Annotated in this window: 30 protein-coding genes; 6 read left to right on the top strand and 24 right to left on the bottom strand. The window is 32.4% G+C overall.

What is annotated here, in order from left to right; genetic code table 11:
- Nucleotides 1–3: 3 nt before the first annotated feature.
- From rpsE to rpsL, 22 genes are all read right to left on the bottom strand, one after another.
- Complete coding sequence (rpsE, locus tag Q0714_RS09100) at nucleotides 4–528, bottom strand: 30S ribosomal protein S5 (RefSeq protein WP_298264391.1); 525 nt, start codon at nucleotides 526–528, stop codon at nucleotides 4–6.
- Between the two features lie 6 nt (nucleotides 529–534).
- Nucleotides 535–888, bottom strand: coding sequence for a 50S ribosomal protein L18 (gene rplR, locus Q0714_RS09095; RefSeq protein ID WP_298264389.1), 354 nt, complete (start codon nucleotides 886–888; stop codon nucleotides 535–537).
- 13 nt (nucleotides 889–901) lie between these two features.
- Nucleotides 902–1,447, bottom strand: coding sequence for a 50S ribosomal protein L6 (rplF, locus tag Q0714_RS09090; protein WP_298264388.1), 546 nt, complete (start codon nucleotides 1,445–1,447; stop codon nucleotides 902–904).
- Nucleotides 1,448–1,464: 17 nt separating this feature from the next.
- On the bottom strand, nucleotides 1,465–1,863 hold the full coding sequence (rpsH, locus tag Q0714_RS09085; protein ID WP_298264386.1) for a 30S ribosomal protein S8: 399 nt from the start codon (nucleotides 1,861–1,863) through the stop codon (nucleotides 1,465–1,467).
- Nucleotides 1,864–1,924: 61 nt separating this feature from the next.
- Complete coding sequence (gene rpsN, locus Q0714_RS09080) at nucleotides 1,925–2,194, bottom strand: 30S ribosomal protein S14 (protein WP_090122290.1); 270 nt, start codon at nucleotides 2,192–2,194, stop codon at nucleotides 1,925–1,927.
- Nucleotides 2,195–2,197: 3 nt separating this feature from the next.
- A complete protein-coding gene (gene rplE / locus Q0714_RS09075) occupies nucleotides 2,198–2,749 on the bottom strand; it encodes a 50S ribosomal protein L5 (protein WP_298264384.1) in 552 nt (183 codons plus the stop codon).
- Between the two features lie 2 nt (nucleotides 2,750–2,751).
- On the bottom strand, nucleotides 2,752–3,060 hold the full coding sequence (gene rplX, locus Q0714_RS09070) for a 50S ribosomal protein L24 (protein ID WP_298264577.1): 309 nt from the start codon (nucleotides 3,058–3,060) through the stop codon (nucleotides 2,752–2,754).
- Nucleotides 3,061–3,072: 12 nt separating this feature from the next.
- Complete coding sequence (rplN, locus tag Q0714_RS09065) at nucleotides 3,073–3,441, bottom strand: 50S ribosomal protein L14 (RefSeq protein WP_298264382.1); 369 nt, start codon at nucleotides 3,439–3,441, stop codon at nucleotides 3,073–3,075.
- A gap of 1 nt (nucleotide 3,442) precedes the next feature.
- The gene (gene rpsQ, locus Q0714_RS09060; protein WP_298264381.1) at nucleotides 3,443–3,700 is read right to left on the bottom strand and encodes a 30S ribosomal protein S17; all 258 of its coding nucleotides are present in this window, start codon (nucleotides 3,698–3,700) and stop codon (nucleotides 3,443–3,445) included.
- A gap of 13 nt (nucleotides 3,701–3,713) precedes the next feature.
- Nucleotides 3,714–3,905: a 50S ribosomal protein L29 gene (gene rpmC / locus Q0714_RS09055; protein WP_298264380.1), complete on the bottom strand. Its 192-nt coding sequence runs from the start codon at nucleotides 3,903–3,905 to the stop codon at nucleotides 3,714–3,716.
- Between the two features lie 15 nt (nucleotides 3,906–3,920).
- Entirely contained in the window at nucleotides 3,921–4,349 is a 429-nt protein-coding gene (gene rplP, locus Q0714_RS09050; RefSeq protein WP_298264379.1) for a 50S ribosomal protein L16, read from the bottom strand.
- A 24-nt stretch (nucleotides 4,350–4,373) separates the two neighbouring features.
- Nucleotides 4,374–5,093: a 30S ribosomal protein S3 gene (gene rpsC / locus Q0714_RS09045; protein WP_298264378.1), complete on the bottom strand. Its 720-nt coding sequence runs from the start codon at nucleotides 5,091–5,093 to the stop codon at nucleotides 4,374–4,376.
- A gap of 12 nt (nucleotides 5,094–5,105) precedes the next feature.
- Nucleotides 5,106–5,510 carry a 50S ribosomal protein L22 gene (rplV, locus tag Q0714_RS09040; RefSeq protein ID WP_298264376.1) on the bottom strand — a complete coding sequence of 135 codons (405 nt, stop codon included), beginning with the start codon at nucleotides 5,508–5,510 and terminating at the stop codon, nucleotides 5,106–5,108.
- Between the two features lie 10 nt (nucleotides 5,511–5,520).
- The gene (rpsS, locus tag Q0714_RS09035) at nucleotides 5,521–5,799 is read right to left on the bottom strand and encodes a 30S ribosomal protein S19 (protein ID WP_298264374.1); all 279 of its coding nucleotides are present in this window, start codon (nucleotides 5,797–5,799) and stop codon (nucleotides 5,521–5,523) included.
- A 7-nt stretch (nucleotides 5,800–5,806) separates the two neighbouring features.
- Complete coding sequence (rplB, locus tag Q0714_RS09030) at nucleotides 5,807–6,631, bottom strand: 50S ribosomal protein L2 (RefSeq protein WP_298264373.1); 825 nt, start codon at nucleotides 6,629–6,631, stop codon at nucleotides 5,807–5,809.
- 12 nt (nucleotides 6,632–6,643) lie between these two features.
- On the bottom strand, nucleotides 6,644–6,934 hold the full coding sequence (gene rplW / locus Q0714_RS09025; protein WP_298264371.1) for a 50S ribosomal protein L23: 291 nt from the start codon (nucleotides 6,932–6,934) through the stop codon (nucleotides 6,644–6,646).
- Nucleotides 6,935–6,944: 10 nt separating this feature from the next.
- A complete protein-coding gene (rplD, locus tag Q0714_RS09020; RefSeq protein ID WP_298264370.1) occupies nucleotides 6,945–7,574 on the bottom strand; it encodes a 50S ribosomal protein L4 in 630 nt (209 codons plus the stop codon).
- Nucleotides 7,574–8,191: a 50S ribosomal protein L3 gene (gene rplC, locus Q0714_RS09015; RefSeq protein ID WP_298264368.1), complete on the bottom strand. Its 618-nt coding sequence runs from the start codon at nucleotides 8,189–8,191 to the stop codon at nucleotides 7,574–7,576. Before rplC ends, rplD begins: the two co-directional genes overlap by 1 nt.
- Nucleotides 8,192–8,332: 141 nt before the next feature.
- Nucleotides 8,333–8,638 carry a 30S ribosomal protein S10 gene (gene rpsJ / locus Q0714_RS09010; RefSeq protein WP_070237956.1) on the bottom strand — a complete coding sequence of 102 codons (306 nt, stop codon included), beginning with the start codon at nucleotides 8,636–8,638 and terminating at the stop codon, nucleotides 8,333–8,335.
- A 17-nt stretch (nucleotides 8,639–8,655) separates the two neighbouring features.
- Nucleotides 8,656–10,749, bottom strand: a complete 2,094-nt coding sequence (fusA, locus tag Q0714_RS09005) for an elongation factor G (protein ID WP_298264366.1) — start codon at nucleotides 10,747–10,749, stop codon at nucleotides 8,656–8,658.
- 14 nt (nucleotides 10,750–10,763) lie between these two features.
- Nucleotides 10,764–11,240: a 30S ribosomal protein S7 gene (gene rpsG / locus Q0714_RS09000; RefSeq protein ID WP_298264364.1), complete on the bottom strand. Its 477-nt coding sequence runs from the start codon at nucleotides 11,238–11,240 to the stop codon at nucleotides 10,764–10,766.
- A gap of 25 nt (nucleotides 11,241–11,265) precedes the next feature.
- Entirely contained in the window at nucleotides 11,266–11,640 is a 375-nt protein-coding gene (rpsL, locus tag Q0714_RS08995) for a 30S ribosomal protein S12 (RefSeq protein ID WP_068206887.1), read from the bottom strand.
- 518 nt (nucleotides 11,641–12,158) lie between these two features.
- Between rpsL and Q0714_RS08990 the strand changes: the two genes are divergently transcribed.
- The 5 genes from Q0714_RS08990 (at nucleotide 12,159) to rlmB (ending at nucleotide 22,454) form a co-directional block, all read left to right on the top strand.
- Nucleotides 12,159–15,368 carry a SusC/RagA family TonB-linked outer membrane protein gene (locus Q0714_RS08990; RefSeq protein ID WP_298264359.1) on the top strand — a complete coding sequence of 1,070 codons (3,210 nt, stop codon included), beginning with the start codon at nucleotides 12,159–12,161 and terminating at the stop codon, nucleotides 15,366–15,368.
- 11 nt (nucleotides 15,369–15,379) lie between these two features.
- Nucleotides 15,380–16,816, top strand: a complete 1,437-nt coding sequence (locus tag Q0714_RS08985) for a SusD/RagB family nutrient-binding outer membrane lipoprotein (RefSeq protein ID WP_298264358.1) — start codon at nucleotides 15,380–15,382, stop codon at nucleotides 16,814–16,816.
- A gap of 269 nt (nucleotides 16,817–17,085) precedes the next feature.
- Nucleotides 17,086–20,199, top strand: a complete 3,114-nt coding sequence (locus Q0714_RS08980; RefSeq protein WP_298264357.1) for a TonB-dependent receptor — start codon at nucleotides 17,086–17,088, stop codon at nucleotides 20,197–20,199.
- A gap of 15 nt (nucleotides 20,200–20,214) precedes the next feature.
- Nucleotides 20,215–21,639 carry a RagB/SusD family nutrient uptake outer membrane protein gene (locus Q0714_RS08975; protein ID WP_298264355.1) on the top strand — a complete coding sequence of 475 codons (1,425 nt, stop codon included), beginning with the start codon at nucleotides 20,215–20,217 and terminating at the stop codon, nucleotides 21,637–21,639.
- A gap of 68 nt (nucleotides 21,640–21,707) precedes the next feature.
- Nucleotides 21,708–22,454, top strand: coding sequence for a 23S rRNA (guanosine(2251)-2'-O)-methyltransferase RlmB (gene rlmB, locus Q0714_RS08970; RefSeq protein ID WP_298264354.1), 747 nt, complete (start codon nucleotides 21,708–21,710; stop codon nucleotides 22,452–22,454).
- A 21-nt stretch (nucleotides 22,455–22,475) separates the two neighbouring features.
- Here rlmB and Q0714_RS08965 read toward each other — a convergent pair whose 3' ends face one another.
- On the bottom strand, nucleotides 22,476–23,141 hold the full coding sequence (locus Q0714_RS08965) for a rhomboid family intramembrane serine protease (RefSeq protein ID WP_298264352.1): 666 nt from the start codon (nucleotides 23,139–23,141) through the stop codon (nucleotides 22,476–22,478).
- 125 nt (nucleotides 23,142–23,266) lie between these two features.
- On the opposite strand from Q0714_RS08965, the gene Q0714_RS08960 reads away from it, so the two are divergent.
- Nucleotides 23,267–24,541, top strand: coding sequence for a replication-associated recombination protein A (locus Q0714_RS08960; protein ID WP_298264350.1), 1,275 nt, complete (start codon nucleotides 23,267–23,269; stop codon nucleotides 24,539–24,541).
- Here the strand turns inward: Q0714_RS08960 and Q0714_RS08955 are convergent.
- On the bottom strand, nucleotides 24,538–25,440 hold the full coding sequence (locus Q0714_RS08955) for a hypothetical protein (protein WP_298264348.1): 903 nt from the start codon (nucleotides 25,438–25,440) through the stop codon (nucleotides 24,538–24,540). The genes Q0714_RS08960 and Q0714_RS08955 overlap by 4 nt on opposite strands.
- Between the last annotated feature and the right edge of the window lie 7 nt (nucleotides 25,441–25,447).

Here is a 25,447-nt window from a genome sequence, read left to right as displayed (position 1 = left end):
TTTTTATCCTTTAAATACTTTTTCTAAAGAAATTCCTCTTTCTTGAGCAATCATACTAGCACTACGTAATTGCAATAAAGCATCAAAAGTTGCTTTTACAACATTATGTGGATTTGATGAACCTTGTGACTTTGAAAGTACATCGTGTACTCCCACAGACTCAAGTACCGCACGTACCGCACCACCAGCTATAACTCCTGTACCGTGTGAAGCTGGTTTTAAATATACTCTAGCTCCTCCAAACTTACCTTTTTGTTCATGAGGTAGTGTTTGGTTAATAATTGGAATTCTAACTAAATTTTTCTTTGCATCTTCAATTGCTTTTGCAATTGCTGAAGCGACATCTTTAGATTTACCTAATCCATGGCCAACAACTCCATTACCATCTCCAACTACAACAATAGCTGAAAAACCAAAGGCTCTACCTCCTTTAGTTACTTTAGTAACTCTTTGTACACCAACTAAATGATCTTGTAGTTCTAACCCACTAGGTTTTACTCTTTCTACGTTTTTGTATTTTTGATACATAATTTACTAAAATTTTAAACCTGCTTCTCTTGCAGCGTCTGCTAGAGCTTTTACTCTACCGTGATACAAAAATCCATTTCTATCAAATGAAACTGACTCTACACCATTTTTAATTGCTTTTTCTGCAATAGATTTACCTACAGCTTTTGCAATATCTGATTTTGAACCTGTTGATTCGATATCTTTATCTCTTGATGATACTGATACAATTGTAGTACCTTTTGTATCATCTACTAATTGAGCATAAATTTCTTTGTTGCTTCTAAACACAGATAATCTAGGTTTAGTAGTTGTACCAAATACAATTTTTCTAATTCTATGCTTAATTCTAATTCTTCTTTCAAGCTTTGATAATGCCATAATATCTTAATTATTATGCAGATTTACCTGCTTTTCTTCTTAATATTTCTCCTACAAACTTAACTCCTTTTCCTTTGTATGGTTCTGGTTTACGGAAAGATCTAATCTTAGCCGCAACCGCTCCAACTAATTGCTTATCGAATGAAGTTAGTTTAACTAACGGATTTTTTCCTTTTTCTGATACAGTTTCAACTTTAACTTCTGGAGCTATATCTATAACTATATTATGTGAAAAACCTAAGGCTAAATCTAATACTTGACCTTGGTTACTTGCTCTATATCCAACACCAACAAGTTCCAACTCTTTAGTCCATCCTTTAGAAACACCTATAATCATATTGCTTAGTAAAGATCTGTATAAACCATGTTTAGCCTTATGATTTTTACTATCTGATGGGCGTTCAACAACTAATGTTCCGTCTTCAGTTTTAACTGTAATATCGTCTGTAATTTCTTGAGTTAACTCTCCCAATTTACCTTTAATGGTCACTACATTATCTTTTACTTCAAATGTAACACCTTCTGGTAAAGTTATTGGGTTATTTCCTATTCTTGACATCTTTCTTTAGTTCTTTATTAATATACGTAACATAAAACTTCACCACCCACGTGTTCAGCACGAGCTTGTTTGTTTGTCATAACTCCTTTAGATGTAGATATTATAGCAATACCTAATCCATTTAATACGCGAGGCATTTCATCTGCACCTACGTATTTACGTAAACCAGGTGTACTTACACGTTGTAGTTTCTTAATAACTGAAGATTTTGAAACTTTATCATACTTTAAAGCAATCTTAATTGTTCCTTGAACAGTGTTGTCTTCAAACTTGTAACTTAAAATATAACCTTGATCAAATAAAATCTTAGTTATTTCTTTTTTAATGTTAGATGCTGGAATTTCAACAACTCTGTGATTTGCCATAATAGCATTTCTAACTCTTGTTAGATAATCTGCGATTGGATCTGTAATCATTTTTTAATAATTTACGGTTTTGGTTTTCAATAAGTATTGAACCTAAAACCAATTTATAATTCTACCAACTAGCTTTTTTAACTCCTGGTATTAATCCTTGGTTTGCCATTTCTCGGAAAGTAACACGTGAAATACCAAATTGTCTCATATACCCTTTTGGTCTTCCAGTTAATTTACAACGGTTGTGTAAACGTACTGGTGATGCATTTTTTGGTAGCTTTTGTAATGCCTCGTAATCTCCAGCTTCTTTTAAAGCTTTGCGCTTTTCAGCATACTTATCTACTAATTTTTGTCTTTTAACCTCACGGGCTTTCATTGATTCTTTAGCCATTCCTTAATTCTTTTTAAATGGTAAACCTAATTCCGTTAATAATGATTTTGCTTCTTTATCAGTAGGAGCAGAAGTTACAAAAGTAATATCCATACCACTAATTTTGTTTACTTTGTCGATATCAATTTCAGGGAAAATGATTTGCTCAGTAATACCTAAATTATAGTTTCCTCTACCATCAAAACCATTTGCCTTGATTCCGTTAAAATCTCTTACACGTGGTAAAGATGCAGTTACCAATCTATCTAAAAATTCGTACATTTTTTCACCTCTTAAAGTTACTTTAGCACCAATTGGCATTCCTTTACGTAATTTAAAGGTTGCAACGTCTTTTTTAGATATAGTTGATACAGCTTTTTGACCAGAAATTTTAGTCAACTCTTCAACGGCATAATCAATTAATTTTTTATCAGCTACAGCTGCTCCAACTCCTTTACTAATTACAATTTTTTGTAATTTAGGAACTTGCATTACATTTTTGTAACTGTATTCTTCAGTAAGAGCTTTAATTACTCTATTAGTATACTCTTCTTTAAGTCTTGGTATATAAGCCATAACTAAATTGCTTTATCAGTTTTTTTAGAAAACCTAACTTTTTTATCACCTTCCATTCTATAACCAACTTTTGTTACTTCTCCACCTTCTAGTAACATTAAATTAGATATATGAATTGAAGCTTCTTTCTTCACAATTCCTCCTTGTGGGTTTTGTGCACTAGGTTTTGTATGTTTTGATATCATATTGACACCTTCTACAATTGCACGGTTTTTAGATTGAAAAACTTCAACAACTTTCCCTTCTTCCCCTTTATGGTCACCTGCCATTACTCTAACAGTATCTCCTGATTTTATCTTTAACTTCATAATCTTATAAGTTTATTAAAGCACTTCAGGTGCTAATGATACAATTTTCATAAATTGTTTTTCACGAAGCTCTCTTGCAACAGGCCCAAATACACGTGTTCCTTTCATTTGCTCAGAAGCATCTAACAATACACAAGCATTGTCATCAAAACGAATGTAAGACCCGTCTTTTCTTCTAATTTCTTTCTTCGTTCTAACTACAACAGCTCTAGAAACTTGTCCTTTCTTTACTGATCCGTTTGGTGTAGCATCTTTAATAGTTACTACAATTTTATCTCCAATTGACGCATAACGTTTTTTGGTTCCTCCTAAAACGCGGATTACTAAAACTTCTTTAGCTCCAGTATTATCTGCTACTCGTAATCTTGATTCTGTTTGTAACATATTATTTTGCTCTTTCTAGGATTTCTACTAACCTCCAACGTTTTGATTTACTCATTGGACGTGTCTCCATTATTCTAACAGTATCTCCAATATTGCAATCATTTTTCTCATCGTGAGCAACATATTTCTTTGTGCTTAACACGAATTTACCGTACATAGGGTGTTTCATTTTTTTAACTTCAGAAACAACAATAGATTTCTCCATTTTGTTACTTGAAACTACACCTATTCTCTCTTTTCTAAGATTTCTTTTTTCCATCTTTTGAATACAATTATTGTAATTCTCTTTTAGTTAATTCAGTAGCCACACGTGCCACAGTTCTTCTAAGCGCTCTCAATTGCATTGGAGTTTCCAATGGCGAAATTGCATGAGCCATTTTTAGATCTGTATAGCTCTTCTTTAAACTTCCAAGTTTCTCTTGTAACTCTTCAGTTGATAATTCTATAATTTCAGATTGTTTCATTTTCTTAATCGGTTATTAAGCGTTATCAAAATCTCTAGCTACAACAAACTTAGTTTTCACAGGAAGTTTTTGTGCTGCTAAACGTAAAGCTTCTTTTGCAACATCAATAGGCACACCACCTACTTCAAACATAATTCTACCAGGTTTAACTACGGCTACAAAATATTCTGGAGCACCTTTACCCTTACCCATACGTACTTCTAATGGTTTTTTAGTAATTGGCTTATCTGGAAATATTTTAATCCATAATTGACCTTCTCTTTTCATATAACGAGTAGCTGCAATACGAGCTGCTTCTATTTGACGAGATGTAAGTAAATTTTGTTCCAAAGCTTTGATACCAAACATTCCATTTGAAAGTTGATGTCCTCTTTGGGAATTACCTGACATATTTCCCTTAGCCTTCTGTACTTTACGATATTTTACTCTCTTTGGCTGTAACATTTTTACCTTCTAAATTTTAAAAATTTATTTTCTTTTACGAGCTTGTGATCTTTTAGAGTTACCTCTATCGCTCTTTCCTTGTTTTTTAGAAAGACCAACTAGCGGTGATAATTCTCTTTTACCATAAACCTCGCCTTTCATAATCCATACTTTAACACCTAATCGGCCGTAGGTAGTATGAGCTTCAACAAGTGCATAATCAATATCAGCTCTAAAGGTAGAAAGAGGAATTCTTCCTTCTTTATAATGCTCTGAACGTGCCATTTCAGCACCATTTAAACGACCTGAAATCTGAACTTTGATTCCTTCAGCATTCATACGCATAGTAGCAGCAATTGCCATTTTAATTGCTCTACGGTAAGAGATTCTATTCTCAATTTGACGAGCAATACTAGCAGCTACTAAACGTGCATCTAATTCTGGACGTTTAATTTCAAAAATATTAATTTGAACTTCTTTACCTGTAATTTTTTTAAGCTCTTCTTTTAACTTGTCTACCTCTTGACCTCCTTTACCAATAATAATACCTGGTCTAGCAGTAGTGATAGTAACGGTTACAAGTTTAAGTGTACGCTCAATAATTACAGTTGAAACACTTGCTTTAGATAAGCGGGCATGTACATACCTTCTTATCTTATCATCTTCAGCTAATTTATCACCGTAGTTTCTTCCTCCATACCAGTTAGAATCCCATCCTCTGATAATTCCTAAACGATTTCCTATTGGATTTGTTTTTTGTCCCATTTCTACTTATGATTAATTGCTAACATTTTTACTTCCTAAGATTAAAGTCACATGATTAGATCTTTTTCTAATTCTGTGTGCACGACCTTGTGGTGCTGGTCTTAATCTTTTTAACATTCCTGCGCTATCTACAAATATTTCCTTTACGAAAAGACCTGCATCTTCAATACTTGCATCTTCATTTTTTGCTTGCCAGTTTGCAATGGCACTTAACAATAATTTTTCAAGATTGATTGAAGCTTCTTTTGAATTGAATTTTAAGATTTGAAGTGCTTTTTCAACTTCAACTCCTCTAACTAAATCCGCAACCAAACGCATTTTTCTTGGTGATGTAGGACAACCAGTAAGCTTTGCGAAAGCCATCTGCTTCTTCTCCTCTTTTATCTGCTGTGCTCTTAATTTTTTACGAACTCCCATGATTACCTACTTATTTTTTTCCTTTATTTTTTGCACCTGCATGTCCTCTATATGAACGTGTTGGTGAAAATTCTCCTAATTTATGACCTACCATATTTTCAGTTACATAAACTGGTACAAACTGGCGTCCGTTATGAACAGCTATAGTTTGACCAACAAAATCTGGAGTAATCATAGAGGCTCTAGACCATGTTTTGATTACTGATTTTTTTCCTGATTCTAAATTTTCATTTACTTTTTTCTCAAGCTTATGAAAAACGTAAGGTCCTTTTTTTAATGAACGTGCCATATCTCAATTATTTTTTTCTACGTTCTAAAATATACTTATTACTCGCCTTAGTCTTAGATCTTGTTTTGTAACCTTTTGCAGGTATACCGTTTCTAGATCTTGGATGACCTCCAGATGAACGTCCTTCTCCACCACCCATTGGATGATCTACAGGGTTCATTACTACTGGTCTAGTTCTTGGTCTTCTACCTAACCAACGAGTTCTACCAGCTTTACCAGAAACTAATAATTGATGATCTGAATTAGACACTACACCAATTGTTGCCATACATGTTAACAAAATCATTCTTGTTTCACCTGAAGGCAATTTAACTGTTGCATATTTCCCATCTCTTGCCATTAATTGAGCAAATGATCCAGCACTACGAGCCATAACAGCCCCTTGACCTGGATGTAACTCAATACAAGAAATTGTAGTTCCTAATGGAATATCACTTAACAACATAGTATTTCCAACATCAGGAGTAGCTCCTTCACCAGAAATTACTGTTTGACCAACTTTTAAACCACTTTGAGCGATTATGTATCTTTTTTCACCATCTGCATATGCTACTAGCGCAATAAACGCGGTACGGTTTGGATCATACTCAATCGATTTAATAGTTGCTGGGACACCGCTTTTATTTCTTTTGAAATCAATAATACGATATTGTTTTTTATGACCACCACCTATATAGCGCATGGTCATTTTCCCTTTACTGTTTCGACCTCCAGATCTTTTTTTCGGAGCTAATAAACTTTTCTCCGGCTTATCAGTAGTTATGGTGTCGAACCCATTTACTACTCTAAAACGCTGACCTGGTGTTATTGGTTTTAATTTTCTAACTGACATTTTTATCTTTTCTTAGATATTGCTGTAAAAATCAATACTTTCTCCTTCGGCTAACTGCACAATTGCTTTTTTATAAGCTCCAGATTTTGCTTCAACCATACCACTTTTAGTGTATTTAGTTTTACGCTGAACTGGATAATTCATAGTTCTTACACTCTCAATTGCAACACCGTAAGCTTGTTCTACAGCATTTTTAATTTCAAGTTTGTTAGCTTTTTTATTTACAACAAAAGCATAACGATTAAATAATTCGCTATCGTTTGTTGCTTTTTCCGTTATAATAGGTTTAATTAAAATCTTCATATCTACTTACCTATTTACTTAAATTAGATTCAATTCCTTCTAAAGAAGCTTCAGAAAGAACTACTTTATTTGCATTTAACAATTCGTAAGTACTTAAACCTGAATTAGTTATCGTTTTTGAACGTTTTAAATTGCGCGATGACAAATATACATTATTATTTTGTTCAGCCAACACAAATAAAGATTTTTTGTTTTCGATTCCTAAAGCAGTTAATACAGCAGTAAAGTTTTTCGTTTTTGGAGAGTCAAAATTAAAATCTTCAACAACGATAATATTGTTCTCTTTTGCTTGAATGCTTAATGCTGATTTACGAGCTAATCTTTTTAAGTTTTTATTCAATTTAAATGAATAATCTTTTGGTCTTGGACCAAATATTCTTCCTCCACCTCTAAACACAGGAGATTTAATACTACCTGCACGAGCTGTACCTGTACCTTTTTGCTTTTTAATTTTGCGAGTACTACCAGCAATTTCAGCTCTCTCTTTAGATTTGTGAGTTCCTTGTCTTTTGTTAGCCAAAAATTGCTTTACATCTAAGTATACTGCATGTTTATTTGGCTCAATTCCATATACAGCATCAGAAAGTTCAACTTTTCTTCCTGTATCTTTTCCTTGTATGTCTAAAACTGATACTTTCATTATTTCTGAATAATTACATAAGCGTTTTTATGACCAGGAACTGCTCCTTTAACCACTAGTAAGTTCTTTTCTGGAACTACTTTTAAAACTCTTAAATTTTGAACTGTTACTTTATCTCCTCCCATTCTTCCTGCCATACGCATTCCTTTGAATACTCTTGCAGGATAAGATGCAGCACCGATAGAACCTGGAGCTCTTAAACGGTTATGCTGACCGTGAGTAGCTTGACCAACACCACCAAAACCGTGACGTTTTACTACCCCTTGAAAACCTTTTCCTTTAGAAGTTCCTGAAACATCCACAAACTCACCTTCTGAAAAAAGTTCAACTGTTATTTGATCACCTAAATTGTGCTCCTCCTCAAAACCTTGAAATTCGATAACTTGTTTTTTGGCAGTGGTTCCAGCTTTTTTAAAGTGACCATCTAAAGCTTTATTAGAGCTTTTTGCCTTTTTGTCATCGAAACCTAATTGAAGGGCTTTGTACCCATCAACTTCTTCAGTTCTGACTTGGGTAACTACGCATGGACCTGCTTCAATAACAGTACAAGGAATATTCTTCCCATTCTCGTCAAATAAGCTGGTCATTCCGATTTTTCTTCCTATTAACCCAGACATTTTAATTTAATTTAATTATTATTTATTTTTATTTCAAAAAAACAGGGTCAAAATACTTCAACCCTGAATGTATTTTTCCGTTTTTCCTTCGTCAATCGCTCCGGACATGTCATCGAGATTGTTATCTCGATATTAAAGTACTTAAACTTTAATTTCTACCTCAACTCCACTTGGAAGTTCTAATTTCATTAAAGCATCAATAGTTTTTGATGATGAACTATAAATGTCTAATAATCTTTTATAAGAACTTAATTGGAATTGCTCTCTAGATTTTTTGTTTACGTGTGGTGAACGTAATACTGTAAAAATCTTTTTATGAGTTGGTAATGGTATTGGTCCGTTTACAACTGCACCAGTATTTTTTACCGTTTTTACGATTTTCTCAGCAGATTTATCTACTAAATTGTAATCGTACGATTTTAATTTTATTCTAATTTTTTGACTCATCGTTTATAATTTAGAGATTAACCTTTTGCTTTAGCTATTACTTCTTCAGCAATATTTGATGGACATTGATCGTAATGTGAAAATTCCATTGAAGATGTAGCTCTACCTGAAGATAATGTTCTTAAAGTAGTTACATAGCCAAACATTTCAGATAATGGAACATTTGCTTTTACAACTTTAGCTCCAGATCTATCACTCATTGAGTTTACTTGACCTCTTCTTCTATTTAAATCTCCAACAACGTCACCCATATTTTCTTCTGGAGTAACAACTTCTAACTTCATAATTGGCTCTAAAATTACAGCTTTAGCTGCTTTTGAAGCTGCTTTATAACCCATTTTAGCTGCTAATTCGAAAGATAATTGATCAGAATCTACTGCGTGGAAAGATCCATCATATAAGGTTATTTTCATGCTATCCATTTCGTATCCAGCTAAAGGACCGTTTTTCATAGCTTCTTTGAAACCTTTTTCAACAGAAGGAATATATTCTTTAGGTACATTACCACCTTTAATTTCATTAACAAAAACTAACCCAGCTTTAGTAGTGTCTTCAACTGGCTCCATAATAAATTTGATATCAGCAAATTTACCACGTCCACCTGATTGTTTTTTATACACTTCACGGTGATCAGCTTTAGCTGTAATAGCTTCTTTATATTCTACCTGAGGTTGTCCTTCATTTACTTCTACCTTAAACTCACGTTTTAAACGATCAACAATAATTTCTAAGTGAAGTTCACCCATTCCTGAAATAATTGTTTGTCCCGAAGCTTCATCAGTTTTTACTTGGAAAGTAGGATCTTCCTCCGCTAATTTACCTAAAGCCATTCCTAATTTATCAACATCAGCTTTAGTTTTAGGCTCAACTGCAATACCAATTACAGGTTCTGGGAAAGACATAGACTCTAGTACAATTGGGTGCTTTTCATCACAAATTGTATCTCCAGTTTTTAAATCTTTAAATCCTACAGCAGCACCAATATCTCCTGCTTCAATTCTTGTTATTGGTTCTTGTTTATTCGCATGCATTTGATAAATACGTGAAATACGCTCTTTTTTTCCTGAACGAGTATTTAACACGTATGAGCCAGCATCTAAAGCACCAGAATAGGCACGGAAGAAAGCTAAACGCCCAACAAATGGATCTGTAGCAATTTTAAATGCTAATGCAGAAAAAGGTTCTTTTACACTTGGTTTTCTAAATGCAGGTTCATCAGTATTTGGTTTTACACCTTCAATAGCTTCAACATCTAAAGGAGAAGGTAAAAATCTCATAACTGCATCTAACATTGCTTGAACTCCTTTATTTTTAAAGGCAGAACCACACATCATTGGAATAATAGACATATCACAAGTTGCAGCGCGTAAGGCAGCAATTATTTCGTCTTCAGAAATTGAATCTTCGTCTTCAAAGAATTTTTCTAACAATTCTTCATCGTATTCTGCAACGGCTTCAACTAACTGAGCTCTATACATTTCTACATCATCAGCTAATTCTTCAGGGATTTCGATTTCTTCATAAGTCATCCCCATATCATGTTCATTCCAAACAATTGCTTTCTTAGAAATTAAATCTACAACTCCTTTAAAATCTATCTCATCTCCAATAGGAACTTGTAATGGAACAGGGTTACCACCTAACATTTCTCTAACTTGTTTACACACATTAAAGAAATCAGCTCCTTGGCGATCCATTTTATTTACAAATCCTAAACGAGGAACTTTATATTTATCAGCTTGTCTCCAAACAGTTTCTGATTGAGGTTCAACACCATCAACCGCACTAAATAAAGCAACAACACCATCTAAAACACGAAGTGAACGCTCCACCTCCACTGTAAAGTCAACGTGACCTGGAGTGTCAATGATATTCACTGCATATTTTTGATCTCTATACAACCATTCACAATGTGTAGCTGCTGATGTAATTGTAATACCTCTTTCTTGTTCTTGTTCCATCCAATCCATAGTTGCAGCACCATCATGTACCTCTCCTAATTTATGTGAAACACCCGTATAATAAAGAATACGCTCTGTACATGTAGTTTTACCTGCATCAATATGAGCAGCTATCCCTATATTTCTTGTATATTTTAAATCTCTTGCCATTTTCTAACTACTTATTAAAATCTTAGGTGAGAGAATGCTTTATTAGCATCAGCCATTTTATGAACATCAATTCTTTTCTTAACAGCAGCTCCTTCTTCTTTAGCAGCGGCTAAAACTTCTGCAGCTAAACGCTGAGCCATTGATTTTTCATTACGCTTTCTTGAATAAGAAATCAACCATTTAATTGCAATAGATACCTTTCGGTCAGGTCTAATTTGCGATGGAATTTGAAAAGTAGCACCCCCAACTCTTCGGCTACGAACCTCAACTTGTGGCATAACATTACTTAATGCATCTTTCCAGATCTCTAACGCTGATTTTTCTTCATCTTGTTTTTTTTGTTCTACAATGTCTAATGCATCATAGAATACTTTAAAAGCTACAGATTTTTTACCATCCCACATTAAGTTATTTACAAAACGTGTTACTAATTGATCGTTAAACTTTGGATCTGGTAAAAGAACTCTTTTTTTCGCTCTTCTTTTTCTCATGTCTTTACATTAAAGTTTTTTAAAATTACTTTTTAGGTGCTTTTGTACCATATTTAGAGCGACGTTGAGTTCTTCCATCAACACCAGCAGTATCTAATGCTCCACGAACAATATGATACCTAACTCCTGGTAAATCTTTAACCCTTCCACCTCTAACTAATACTATCGAGTGCTCTTGTAAATTATGTCCTTCCCCAGGAATGTATGCATTTACCTCGTTACCATTTGTTAACCTTACCCTTGCAACTTTACGCATTGCTGAATTAGGTTTTTTTGGTGTTGTAGTATAAACACGTGTACATACCCCTCTACGTTGAGGACATGAATTTAAAGCAGCCGATTTACTCTTCTTAGTTATTTTGGTTCTTCCTTTTCGTACTAATTGCGAAATTGTTGGCATACTAGAATTTTGTTATTGTTTTTACTTTTATATTTATTAGCTCTTTTCAAAGAGTTTGCAAATGTACAAATAATTTCTTGTTAATCAAATACGTAGATATTTATTTTTTTGAGTTTAAATTCAAACTCAAAAAAGCTTCCCTCTATACCATATATATGTTATTAATCAAAATGCAGCTTTCCTTTTATTGTAAATAGCTCAAATCATCTACAAAAATATTCATAAGAGTTAACAACTAAACAGTATTAATTTCAAATTATGAAAAAATCATTTTACTAAAATTAATGATTTTTAAAATTCAAAAGCTGGTTCAAATTTTATAGAATAAAAAGCAGCATATTATCAATAGAATTACATTTTTAATAATTCTTAAGTCGTGAATTTATTGCACTCTTTATGTTAATAAAAAGTAATGTTTTTAACTTTTTTTAACATATTTTAAGAGTTTAACACGAAAAAGTTTGTTTTATTAACAAATAATTAAGATTTTTGAAACAATTAATTCAAATAATTATATAATGAAAACAAAGTTTAATGGTTTTTTAACGCTTATTTTAGCGTTTATGGTGCAAATTTCATTTGCACAAGAAAAAACTGTTACTGGTAAAGTTTCCGATGCAAGCGGACCTCTACCTGGTGTAACAGTTCTAGTTAAAGGTGCCACAGTAGGTACCCAAACAGATTTTGATGGTAATTATTCAATTAAAGCAGCAGTTGGCTCTGTATTACAGTTTAGCTATATTGGTATGCAAACAGTTGAAAGAACCATTGGAGATTCAAATGTAATTAACGTTACTCTTACTGAAAGTGCGGAAGCTCTAGAAGAAGTTGTTGTTACAGCTTTAGGTATTAAACGTGAAAAACAAAGTTTAGGTTATTCTACTCAAGAAGTTAAAGGTGATGCCGTTAATACGGTTAAAGACCCTAACTTCGTTAACTCCTTATCTGGTAAAATAGCAGGTATTGATGTTAAAAGTAGTGGAACTATGGGAGGATCAACCAACGTTGTTATTCGTGGTTATTCATCACTTTATGGATCTAACCAAGCACTTTTTGTTATTGATGGTGTACCAATAAGTAACTTAAACAACAACAGTTCAGATCAAACAACTGGTAGAGCTGGTTATGACTACGGAAATGCTGCCCAAGATGTAAATCCTGATGATATTGAATCTATAAACATCTTAAAAGGTGGAGCAGCAACAGCGCTTTACGGATCAAGAGCAGCTAATGGTGTAGTAGTAATAACGACTAAGAAAGGAGCAACTCAGAAAGGGATTGGTGTTACTATAAATTCTTCCGTAACATTCAACAAATTTAATGAAGACACATTCGCTAAATACCAAGACCAATATGGTGCAGGTTATTATGATGGATTCCATCCTGGAGGCTTTTACTATGAAGATCAAAATAACGATGGAATAGACGAAGCATACACACTTTCAGATTGGGATGGTTCATTTGGAACAGTTCCTTTTGATCCCAACTTAATGGTTTATCAATGGGATTCATGGTATCCTCAGTTAGACACCTATGGACAAGCTTCTCCTTGGGTTGCAGGTAAAAATGGTCCAGCTTCAGTTTTTGAAACTGGTGCTTCTATTTTTAATAGTGTTGCACTTGATGGTTCAAATGAAAAAGGAACATTTAGACTTGCTTATACAAAACTGAACCAGACCGGTATTATGCCTAATAGTGAAATCAAAAGAGACAATGTTGATTTTGGAGCTAGCTATAAATTAACTGATAAATTAACAGCTAATGCCAAAGTTACTTATGTTAAAACTAAAGGTAAAGGACGCTATGGAACTGGATACGACTCCCAAAACTTTATGCAAACAGCCAAACAATGGTGGCAAACAAATGTTGATGTTCAACAACAAAAAGAAGCTTATTTTGCAACACGAGATAACATCACTTGGAATACTTCTTATATCAATCATGATTTACACGCTATTTATCATGACAACGTATATTTTATGAGATATGAAAATTATGAAACAGATTTAAGAAATCGTGTCTTCGGAAATGTTTCATTAAATTACGAGATAAATGATTGGTTATCTATATTAGCAAGAGCTTCTTTAGATACTTATGCAGGAAATCAAGAAGAACGTATTAATAACAACAGTACTGCAGTTTCAAATTACAGTATCTTTAATGAGTCATTTACAGAAAATAATTATGACTTTATGTTTAACATTAATAAAGATCTTAATGAAGATATTAATTTAGCAGCTGTAATAGGAACAAACATAATGAGACAAAAATACTCAACTTTATTTGCTTCTACTAATGGAGGAATCAATGTTGATGGTTTATACTCTTTGAGTAACTCCGCAAATGCTATTTTAGCACCAACTCAAAGAGAGTTCTTAAAAGGTGTAGATGGATATTATGTAAACCTTTCTTTAGGTTATAAAAGTTTATTATTTGTTGAAGGTTCATACAGAAGAGATATTGCATCCACTTTACCTCAAAATGATAACGAATATGATTACTATGGAATATCAGGTAGTTTAGTATTTTCTAAATTATTAAATGCTAATTTTATATCTTTTGGTAAATTAAGAGTAGGTTATGCTAAGACCGGTAATGCTGCACAAGCTTTATCAGTATATAACACTTACGATTTAAACACTCCTGTAGGAGGAAACGCATCTGCATCTTTACCTTCAACAAACAACAACTCTAATTTAACTAATGAGGAATCAAATGAAGCGGAGATAGGTTTAGAGATGAAATTTGCAAACAATAGATTAGGATTTGATGTATCTTTTTATGATAAAAAATCTACTGATTTATTAACCCCTGTTTCTGTAACACCTGCTATTGGTTATACAGGACAATGGTTAAATGCTGGTGAAATTCAAAATAAAGGTATCGAATTAGCATTATCAGGTTCTCCAATTAAAAACAACAATTTCGAATGGAGAGTAAATGTAAATTGGGGTAAAAATAAGAGTGAAGTACTTTCTTTAGCTTCTGGACTTGACAATCTTCAATTAGCATCTTTACAAGGAGGTGTGTCAATAAATGCAACTGTAGGTGAACCTTATGGTATGATTAAAGGTACAAATTATGTTTTCCATGAAAATGGAGGAAAAATTGTTGGAGATAACGGAGCATATGTAAAATCTGGTCCTAATGAAGACTTAGGATCTTTCCAAGCAGACTGGAAAGGTGGTATTAGTAACAGCTTTAAATATAAAGACTTCTCTTTTAGTTTCTTAATTGATATGCAAAAAGGAGGTCATGTATTTTCATTAGATACTTGGTATGGTATGGGTACAGGTTTATATCCTGAAACTGCTGGAAATAACGAATTAGGAAACCCTATGCGTCTTCCTATATCAGAAGGAGGAGGAATCTTATTAGATGGTGTTAATGCTGATGGTAGTCCTAATACAACAAGAGCTAGAATGGACTATTATGCACATGCACTTGGATGGTCAAAAGCTGTAAATGCTCAACATGTATATGATGCTGGATTTGTAAAGCTAAGAGAAGTATCATTAGCTTACACTCTTCCTAAAAAATACCTAAGCAATAGTTTTATCCAAAATTTAACATTTACTGCAATTGGGAGAAACTTATGGATTATTGACAAATCTTTACCTTATGGAGATCCTGAAGCTGGTTTAAGCTCTGGTAATGTTCAAGGTTATCAGTCAGGTGCATATCCATCTACTAAAGATTATGGATTTAGTGTTAAATTAGAATTTTAAAAATAGAAAAAATGAAAAAAATATTTATAATAGCCTTTCTTATAGGCATCACATTTTCTTCATGTGAGGATTTTGAAGGATGGAACGTGGATGATAAGAATCCAAGTGAAGTTCCTGCTGGGTATTTAATAACCAGCTCTCAAAGAGACCTTGCTTTAAGAATGACAAGCACCAGTGTAAACTACAATATCTTTAAGTTATTTGCTCAATATTGGACAGAAACTCAATATACTGACGAAGTAAATTACGACCTTACAGGTAGAGATATTGGAGGTAATTTTTTCCTATATTTATATAGAGATGTTTTAATGGACATTAATGAAGCAAAAAGAATCATAAATGAAGATCAATTTATTGATGCAACTACAAAAACTAATCAGTTAGCTGTTGCAGAAATAATGCAAGTTTTTGTTTGGCATATTTTGGTAGATACTTATGGTGATATTCCATATTCTGAAGCTTTACAAGGAGTAGATAATTTATTACCTGTCTATGATGATGATGTAGCAATATATGCCGATTTATTTGCCCGTTTAGATGCTGCACTTTCTCAATTAAGTTCTGGAGATTCATTTGGTACCGCTGATTTACTTTATAATGGAGATATTTCACAATGGAAAAAATTTGGAAACTCTATAAAATTAAGAATGGCTGTTCGTACTGCAGATTTTGATTCTTCAAGATCTTCACAGCTAGCTAGCCAAGCTGTTGCTGCAGGTGTCTTTACTTCTTCAAGTGACAATGCTGCATTCCCTTTTGAAGTAAGCCCACCAAATACTAACCCAGTATGGACAAGTTTAGTTCAATCTGGACGTAATGACTTTATACTTGCAAATACTTTTGTAGATATCATTACACCTTTAAATGATCCTAGAGCTTCTGTATTTATGGCAGATAATAAAGATCCTTATATTGGAGCTACTTATGGCGTTGGGTCTTCTTACACAGATTATACTCATATTGGTGACTTATGGCATACCCCTGATTTAGAGGGTATTTTAATGAGCTACGATGAAGTGCAATTTTTATTAGCTGAAGCGGTTGAAAGAAACTTAATTTCTGGTGATGCTGAAATGTACTATAATGAAGGTGTAAAAGCTTCAATTATCTATTGGGGAGGATCAGAAGGAGACGCTGATACTTATATAGCACAAACAAGCGTTGCATATAATACAGCAGGATCAAGCTGGAAAGAAGTGATAGGTAACCAAAAATACATTGCTTTATACGGAAGAGGATTTGAAGCGTGGAGTTCATGGAGAATGCTAGATTATCCAAACACGATGACAAGACCTGCTATCTCTGGAGAACCAGTTCCAAGAAGATACATTTATGGAAATGATGATGCTGATGTGAATGGTGCAAATTATGAAGCTGCAAGCGCTGCAATGGGAGGTGATTTAAAATCTTCAAGAGTCTTTTGGGACATTGTTGGTGTAGGAAACTAGAATTTTTAATAATTTAAACTATAAAAACCTATGAGTTTCACTCATAGGTTTTTTTTGTCTTAAAATCAACGTTTAAAGTATATATTATACAAAATAGTTTTACCGATTAATTTCTATGTTAAACTTAACGCAACCCTTTTTAAAAATTAACATCTACTAAATAATATCTCATAAAAAATAACATTTTCTTATGTTAATTTTAACAATTAATTAGGTATTATGATTATAATTTATGATTTTTGACAAAAATTAATTCAAACAATTTTACAATGAAAACAAAGTTTAATGGAATTTTAACGCTTCTATTAGCGTTAATGGTGCAAATTTCTTTTGCCCAAGAAAAAACGATTTCAGGTACTGTTTCGGATGAAACAGGTCCTTTACCTGGAGTAAATGTTATTGTTAAAGGTACAACTAATGGTACTCAAACTGATTTTGATGGTAAGTTTACCTTAAAAGCTAGCGTTGGAGATGTAATCGTCTTCAGCTATGTAGGCATGAATACTGTTGAAAGAACAGTTGGTAATGCCAATACAATTAATGTGACACTAGAAGCAAATAACCTTCTTGAGGAAGTAGTTGTAGTTGCTTATGGTCAACAAACTAAAAAGTCAATTGTTGGTGCAGTAACTGTTGTTGATTCTGATGTAATTGAAAAACAACAAGTAACTTCTGTTACTAGCGCTTTACAAGGAAGTGTACCAGGTGTAAATATTATCAGTTCAGGTGGTCAACCTGGTGATAATGCTACAATTAGAATTCGTGGTATTGGTTCAATTAATGCTGAACAAGAACCGTTAATTGTAGTTGATGGTGCGGCTTTTAATGGTAACTTAAATACTATTAGTCCTGATCAAATTGAATCTTTAAATGTTTTAAAAGATGCTTCTTCAACGGCGTTATATGGTTCTAGAGGTGCTAATGGTGTAATTTTAATTACAACTAAAAAAGGTCGAATAGATTCACCTACAAAGATTAGTATTAAATCTTCTCTAGGTTTTGCTGACCAAGCAGTTGATTATCATGATTTATTAGATACAGATACTTACATGACGTATACTTGGGAAGCTATTAGAAACTCAAACCAATATGTTAGTGGTCAAACAGCTGCTCAAGCTGGTACAAATGCATCTAATGATTTAATTTCTGCTTTAGGCTATAACCCTTATGGTGTTGCTAATCCTGTTGATGCTAATGGTAATTTAGTGACTACAAATAAGTTATGGGATACAGACTGGGCTTCACATTTGTTTAATGATGCAGCTATTAGACATGAACATAGTTTATCAATTTCTGGTGGTAGTGCTAATACGTCCTATTATGTAGGTGCTAACTACCTAAATCAAGAAGGGTCTATTGAAACTTCTGAATTTGAACGTATTTCAACAAGGGTAAATGTTGATAGTAAATTAACAGATTGGTTAAATATAGGTTTTAATACATCATATACAACTTCTACACAAAATTACCCAACACAATCTGGTAGTTCATATCAAAGTGCAACTCAATGGATTTTTACAGTACCATCTGTTTATCCTTTATATAGAAGAGATGAAACTGGAGCTTTAATATATGATAATTTTGGAAAGCCAATTTTTGATTATGGTAATAATTTAGTGCAAGCTTTAAATGGATCAAGACCTGCTTTAAGTGGTGAAAATGCTGTTGGGGCCTTAACAAATTATGATGTTTTAAATAATCGTGATAATTTTACAGCAAATGGGTATGCCAAAATTCAATTTACAGATGAATTATCATTTAAAACTAACCTTTCTTATGAAAGATATTTATATGATGGATATAACTATGTTCACAATGAATTTGGTTATGCTGCAAACGTAGGAGGTAGAGTTTCTCAAGATAGAGATATTACAACAACCATTGTTTTACAAAACCAGTTAAATTATACAAAATCATTTGGTGACCATAACCTTAGCATTGATGCTATTCACGAATCTAATAAATTAAAAATAGATGCTTTAGGTGCACAAGGTGTTGGCTTTTTACCTAATGTAAAAGTTTTAAATGGTAGTACTACTCCTGAAAATGTTAGTGGATACCTTACTGAAGAACGATTAGAGAGTATTTTAGGAAGAGTTGCTTACAATTATCAAAATAAATACTATTTAGAAGGTACTTTTAGAACAGATGGTTCTTCAAGATTTGACGAGTCAGTACGCTGGGGTAATTTCTTCTCAGTTGGTGGATCTTGGGTAGTTTCTGATGAAGAATTTTTAGCAAATAATGAAGTAATTAGCTTCTTAAAATTAAAAGCTTCATATGGTGAATTAGGAAATAATAGAGGTATTGGTTATTTCCCTTATAAACAATTATTTAATACAGGTTGGAATCAATTAGACAACACTGGTGTATTATTAGGTGGTGTAGCAGACCCATTCCTAAAATGGGAAAAAACTGCATCCTCAAACTTTGGTGCTGATATTAGATTTTTAGATGATAAAATTTCTTTAGGAATTGATTATTACTCTAAAGAATCAGTAGATTTAATTTATGATAAACCTTTGGCTCCTTCTACTGGAAACGAAAGTATCAAGACTAATATTGGTTCTGTAAAAAACTATGGATGGGAGTTTTCTATAAATTCACGTAATATTCAAAAAGATAATTTTGAATGGACTACAAGTTTAAATTTCTCTTTTGACAAAAACGAAGTTACAGAACTTACTCAAGATGGCTTTATTAATGGAACAAAAAGATGGGAAGTTGGTAAATCTTTATACGAATTTTATATTCGTGAATATGCAGGTGTAAACCCAGATAATGGATATGCTATGTGGTACAAAGATGTATTAGATACTGAAGGAAACCCTACTGGAGAACAAACAACTACAGAGGTATATGCTGATGCGAGTAGAAACTATGTTGGAAAATCTTCATTACCTGACGTGATTGGTGGTTTAACAAACTATGTAAGAGTAGGTGACTTTGATTTAAATTTACTATTCAATTTTAGCTTTGGATCATATATCTATGATTCTACTTATGCTGGTTTAATGTCTGGTTTTGAGAGTCCTGGTAGATCTGCTTCGCCTGATTTAATTGATCGTTGGCAAAACCCTGGAGATGTAACTGATGTTCCATTACTCCTACAATCAAATAATGATTTTAATAGTACTTCTACAAGGTTTTTATTTAAGAACAACTATGTGAGATTAAAAGCTTTAAACTTTGGTTATAATATTCCTGAGAGTATAACAGGTAAAATTGGGGTTTCTAAGTTAAGAGTATTCTTCCAAGGAGACAATTTGTTAACTTTTGCGAGTCATAAAGGTATAGATCCTGAGCAAAGTATTTCTGGTACAACTAATGCTAGATCATACAATCAAAGAATTATGTCTTTTGGATTAAATTTAGAATTTTAAAAAAATTAAAGAATCATGAAAAAAACATTTATAAAATTATCAATTGTATTCTTTAGCACAATGTTCGTGGTAAGCTGTGGTAAAGATTATTTAAACGATCCTGCTCCAACAGATGCGGTAACATCAGATGTTATTTTTGGATCAAGAACTGGTGCTGAAGCATTTATTTCAGGCATGATGAGATTGTTAAGATCTCAATATACTGATAATGATTCTGCTGGATTAAACTCTATTTATTATGCGCGTTCCGTAAAAGGAAACGATATAATCCAAAGAGCAACGTGGTTTCTATATGATTATGCTAATGACAATAGAGAACCTACTTACAGAAGAACTAATTTTACTTGGAAATTTTGTTACGATGTAATTAATCAAACAAATACTCTTATTAATGGTGTAGCTGCTAGTGAATTATCAGATATCGACAAAAAAGAATTGATAGGTCAAGGTAAAGCTTTAAGAGCATTATTCTATTTTCAACTAGCAATGGAGTTTCAACACACATATTCTTATGATCCAACATTACCAGCACCTCCTATTTATACAGAATTATCTTTAGAAGGTAAACCAATGACAACACTACAAGAAATGTATGATCTTATTCTATCAGATTTAACAACAGCTGTTGCTGATCTACCTGAAACAAGATTAGGAAAATCTTACATAAATAAAGCTGTTGCAAATGGTATTTTGGCTAGAGTTTATCAAGTTCTTGGTAATTGGTCAGGTGCTGAAACTGCTGCTAGAGCTGCTTATGGTGGAAACCCTAGTAGTGTATTAGATGCGGCTAGTTATCAAAATGGATTTAATGATCTTGGTAATGTAGAATGGATATGGGGAAGCCCTCAAAGTACAGATCAATCAAATTATTATTGGGGTGCTCCACATTCACATGCTGATCATTATGTTTTATCATACCAAGGTACATTTTTCAATAATGATTTTGTAGCTCTATTTTCTCCAACAGATGTTAGAAATATGTTTGAGAATGGTTATGGTGTTCCTGAAAATGACTATAGACATAATATTACTACAAAATTTGCTTTTACTTTTGATGCTGATCACCCTATAATAAGAACAGCTGAAATGATTTTAGTTGAGGCTGAAGCAAAATACTACAATGGTGACCCTCAAGGAGCACATGATTTATTATGGGCTCTTCAATCAAACAGAGATATGAATGCTGTTAAATCTACAAATACAGGCGCTGATTTATTAGAAGAAATTTTAGTAGAAAGAAGAAAAGAATTATATGCTGAGATAGGTGTTGAATGGTTTGATGCTAAGCGTTATAGAAGAGGTATAACTCGTACTGGAAATCATAGAGTTGGCTCAGCTGCAAATTTACTTCCGGATGATAAAAAATTCTTCTTGAAGATCCCACAAGATGAAATTGATTCAAATGATTTTATTGATGAAAGCGTAAATGCCAACAGATAATTTTATTTATTTAAAATATAAAACCACCGCTATAGCGGTGGTTTTTTTATTTTACATACATTTGCATCATGGAAAATGAAATTTCAAAAATATTTGGCATTAGAGCAATTATTGAAGCAATAAATGCTGGTCAAACTATTAGTAAAATATATTTACAAAAAGGGTTAAGCGGTTCTTTATTTTCAGAATTAAACACGCTAATAAAAAGTAATAACATAGCAACAAGTTACGTGCCTATTGAAAAACTAAATAGATTATCAAAAAACAGTAATCACCAAGGCGTTATTGCACAAACTTCCCCAATTGATTTTGTAGAACTAGATAGTTTAATTTACCAAACTTTAGAGCATACTCCTACTCCTTTATTTTTACTTTTAGATCAATTATCCGATGTAAGAAATTTTGGAGCTATTATTAGAACCGCTGAGTGTACAGGAGTCAATGGTATTGTTATTCAAAAACAAGGAAACGCACCCATAAGTGCAGATACTATTAAAACCTCTGCTGGAGCTGCTTTTAAAATTCCTATTTGTAAGGTTGATCATATTAAAGATGCCATTTTTCAATTTCAAGCTGCAGATATACAAATTGTAGCTGCTACCGAGAAAACTGATCATTTAATTTATGATATAAATTTAACGAAACCTACAGCAATTATAATGGGTTCTGAAGATAGAGGTATTAATCCTTCAATTTTGAAAATTGTAGAACATAAAGCCAAATTACCTTTGCTAGGAGAAATTGAGTCTTTAAATGTTTCAGTAGCTTGTGGAGCTTTTTTGTACGAAGCCACTAGGCAACGCTTAAAAAAATAAGCAATTTTAATTAATTACTTTTTAAGCATTTTCATCAATTTCTTCGATTGGTGGATTGTAATTTCCATCTTCATCAAATAAGCTGTCAAACGATTCATCTTTAGTAAATTGATATTTTTCTGGTTTTGGTCCTATGTTTTTGAATATGAATGCAAAAACAAAGCCTGTTAAAAAACCTGATAAATGACCTTCCCAAGAAATCCTTTCCTCTACAGGGAAAATATACCAAACCATACTTCCATATAAAAAAACTACTGTTAAAGATACTGCTATCAGCCTGTAATATTTTCTAAAAATTCCACTAAAAAAAATAAAACTTACCAATAGATAAATAACTCCACTGGCTCCAATATGATACGAAGGTCTTGCTATTAACCACGTTAAAAAACCACTTATTAACATTCCTAATATAAGTACTTTATTTGCTACTTTAAAATAGAAATAATACAGACACCCTAACATTACTGCCAAAGGAATAGTGTTACTTGCTAAATGTTTTATATTACTATGAATAAATGGTGCAAAAATAATTCCTCTTAAACCTTTGATTGACTTTGGGTATACACCATATTTATTAAAATTATAACCAAACTTAATTTCAAAAATATATACCAACCAAATAAGTACAATAACAACTAACGGTATGGAAATAACCCTAGAATTGTATTTAAATTGATGTTCTGACATAAATCAAAAATACAATTATGAATCATAGTTAAAAAATATATTTATAATTTTAAATCTTAGTTGTTTCTAGTACAAATGTTAAACTTAAATCACTTTAAAATTATAATTATTAGTATTTTTACAGTATGAATGAACCTTTAGCTGAACGTATAAGACCTCAAAATTTAACGGACTATATTAGCCAACAGCATTTAGTAGGTGAAAAAGGTGCATTAACACTTCACATAAAACGAGGAATCATTCCATCGTTAATTTTATGGGGACCTCCTGGGATTGGAAAAACAACCCTTGCAAACATCATTGCTAAAGAATCTAAGCGACCTTTCTATACTTTGAGTGCTATCAGCTCTGGAGTAAAAGATGTTCGTGACGTTATTAACAAAGCCAAGCAAAGTGGAGGGCTTTTTACTGAAAAAAATCCTATTTTGTTTATTGATGAGATCCACAGATTTAGTAAATCACAACAAGATTCACTTTTGGGTGCAGTTGAAAAAGGCTGGGTAACACTAATTGGAGCAACTACTGAAAACCCAAGTTTTGAAGTAATTCCTGCGTTGCTTTCTCGTTGTCAAGTATATATTCTGAATTCGTTTAGTAAGGTTGATTTAGAAAATTTATTAGAACGTGCCTTAAAAAAAGACTCTTTTATTGCTTCTAAAAATATAGAAATTAAAGAGACTGAAGCATTATTAAGAATTTCTGGAGGAGATGCAAGAAAATTATTAAACATTTTTGAACTGGTAGTCAATTCTGAAGAAGAGCCTATTACAATTACTAATGATTTAGTACTCTCAAAGATTCAAAAAAATACAGTTTTATATGACAAAACTGGAGAACAACATTACGACATTATTTCTGCATTCATTAAATCAATAAGAGGTAGCGATCCAAACGGTGCGGTTTATTGGCTAGCAAGAATGATTGAAGGTGGAGAAGATGCTAAATTTATTGCAAGAAGAATGTTAATTTTAGCGAGTGAAGATATTGGGAATGCTAATCCCACTGCATTAATTTTAGCAAACAACACCTTTCAAGCAGTTACTACAATAGGTTTTCCAGAGTCTAGAATTATTTTAAGTCAATGTGCAATATACTTGGCAACATCACCCAAAAGTAATGCCAGTTACGAAGCCATAGGAAAAGCTCAATCTATTGTAAAAGAGACAGGTGATTTATCTGTTCCTTTACATTTAAGAAATGCACCCACAAAATTAATGAAAGAATTAAATTATGGGAAGGATTATAAATATGCACATAGTTTTGAGAACAATTTTATAAACCAAGAATTTTTACCTGAAGAAATAAGTAACACTAAAATTTACGAACCTGGTAATAACTCTAGAGAAAATGCCTTTAGAAACTATTTAAAAAATTTATGGAAAGACAAATACGGCTATTAATCTAATCTTTTGTAGTTTTTAACTCCTGTTTCTGAATCAATATTCAAATTTCCATCTTTATCAATTTCAACCATTTGAGGTTGCTTATATGCAACCCATTTTATAATAAAAAGTGTTGGTTTAGATGTTGGGTAAATAGTGGCAAATTCAAAATCTTCATCCCCACCTTTTACAGAATAGCTATCGTTTTTCTTAGTTATAGTACTTCTACCCCAGCTATCAATATTAAAAACTCCCTCTATTGAATAACTTTCTTTTTTAACTTTTACCTGTTCATTATTCTTAATCTTAACATCACCACTTTTTACCTTAGCTTTAATTTCATCGCTCTTTATATCAATTGATTTTTGCTTTACACTTTTACTTTCTGAAACATCTTGAACTACTTTAGTTTTATTGATTACTTCAGCTTTGTTTGTAATAACATTCTTTTCAACCAGTGCTTTAGGAGCAATTTTAGTTGTAGACTCATACTTATAATCTAATGCTTCAATATCCGCAAAAGTTTTTCTGATAGCATCATGATATGCCTTTTTATATTCTTTTATTTTTGACTTACCTTCTGTGGTAGAATATACAACATTATTGTAACAATCTACTAAATCAATTTTCATTTTAGTTGCTAACAAACTTGGATTGTTTTTTACAATAGCCTTAAGTCCTAAACAAACATTATCAACCAAATCTTCTGGATAGGGTTCATCATTAAATAATACATTAAAACCAGCTTTATTAAATAAAAATTTAGTTAGTGAATTAACTTGATAAGCATCTTCAGTTTTTTGAAACTCATACTGTTTAGGAACTAATATATATTTGTAAGAATTTAAACTTTTTTGGGCAACTAAAGTAACTCCAAAAAGTAAAAAAAAGGCACTTGTAAAGATTAATTTTTTCATCTAAGTT

Origin of the sequence: uncultured Lutibacter sp. (assembly GCF_947493565.1) — a bacterium.
GTDB lineage: Bacteria > Bacteroidota > Bacteroidia > Flavobacteriales > Flavobacteriaceae > Lutibacter > Lutibacter aestuarii.
This window is presented reverse-complemented; position numbering and strand designations above follow the sequence as displayed.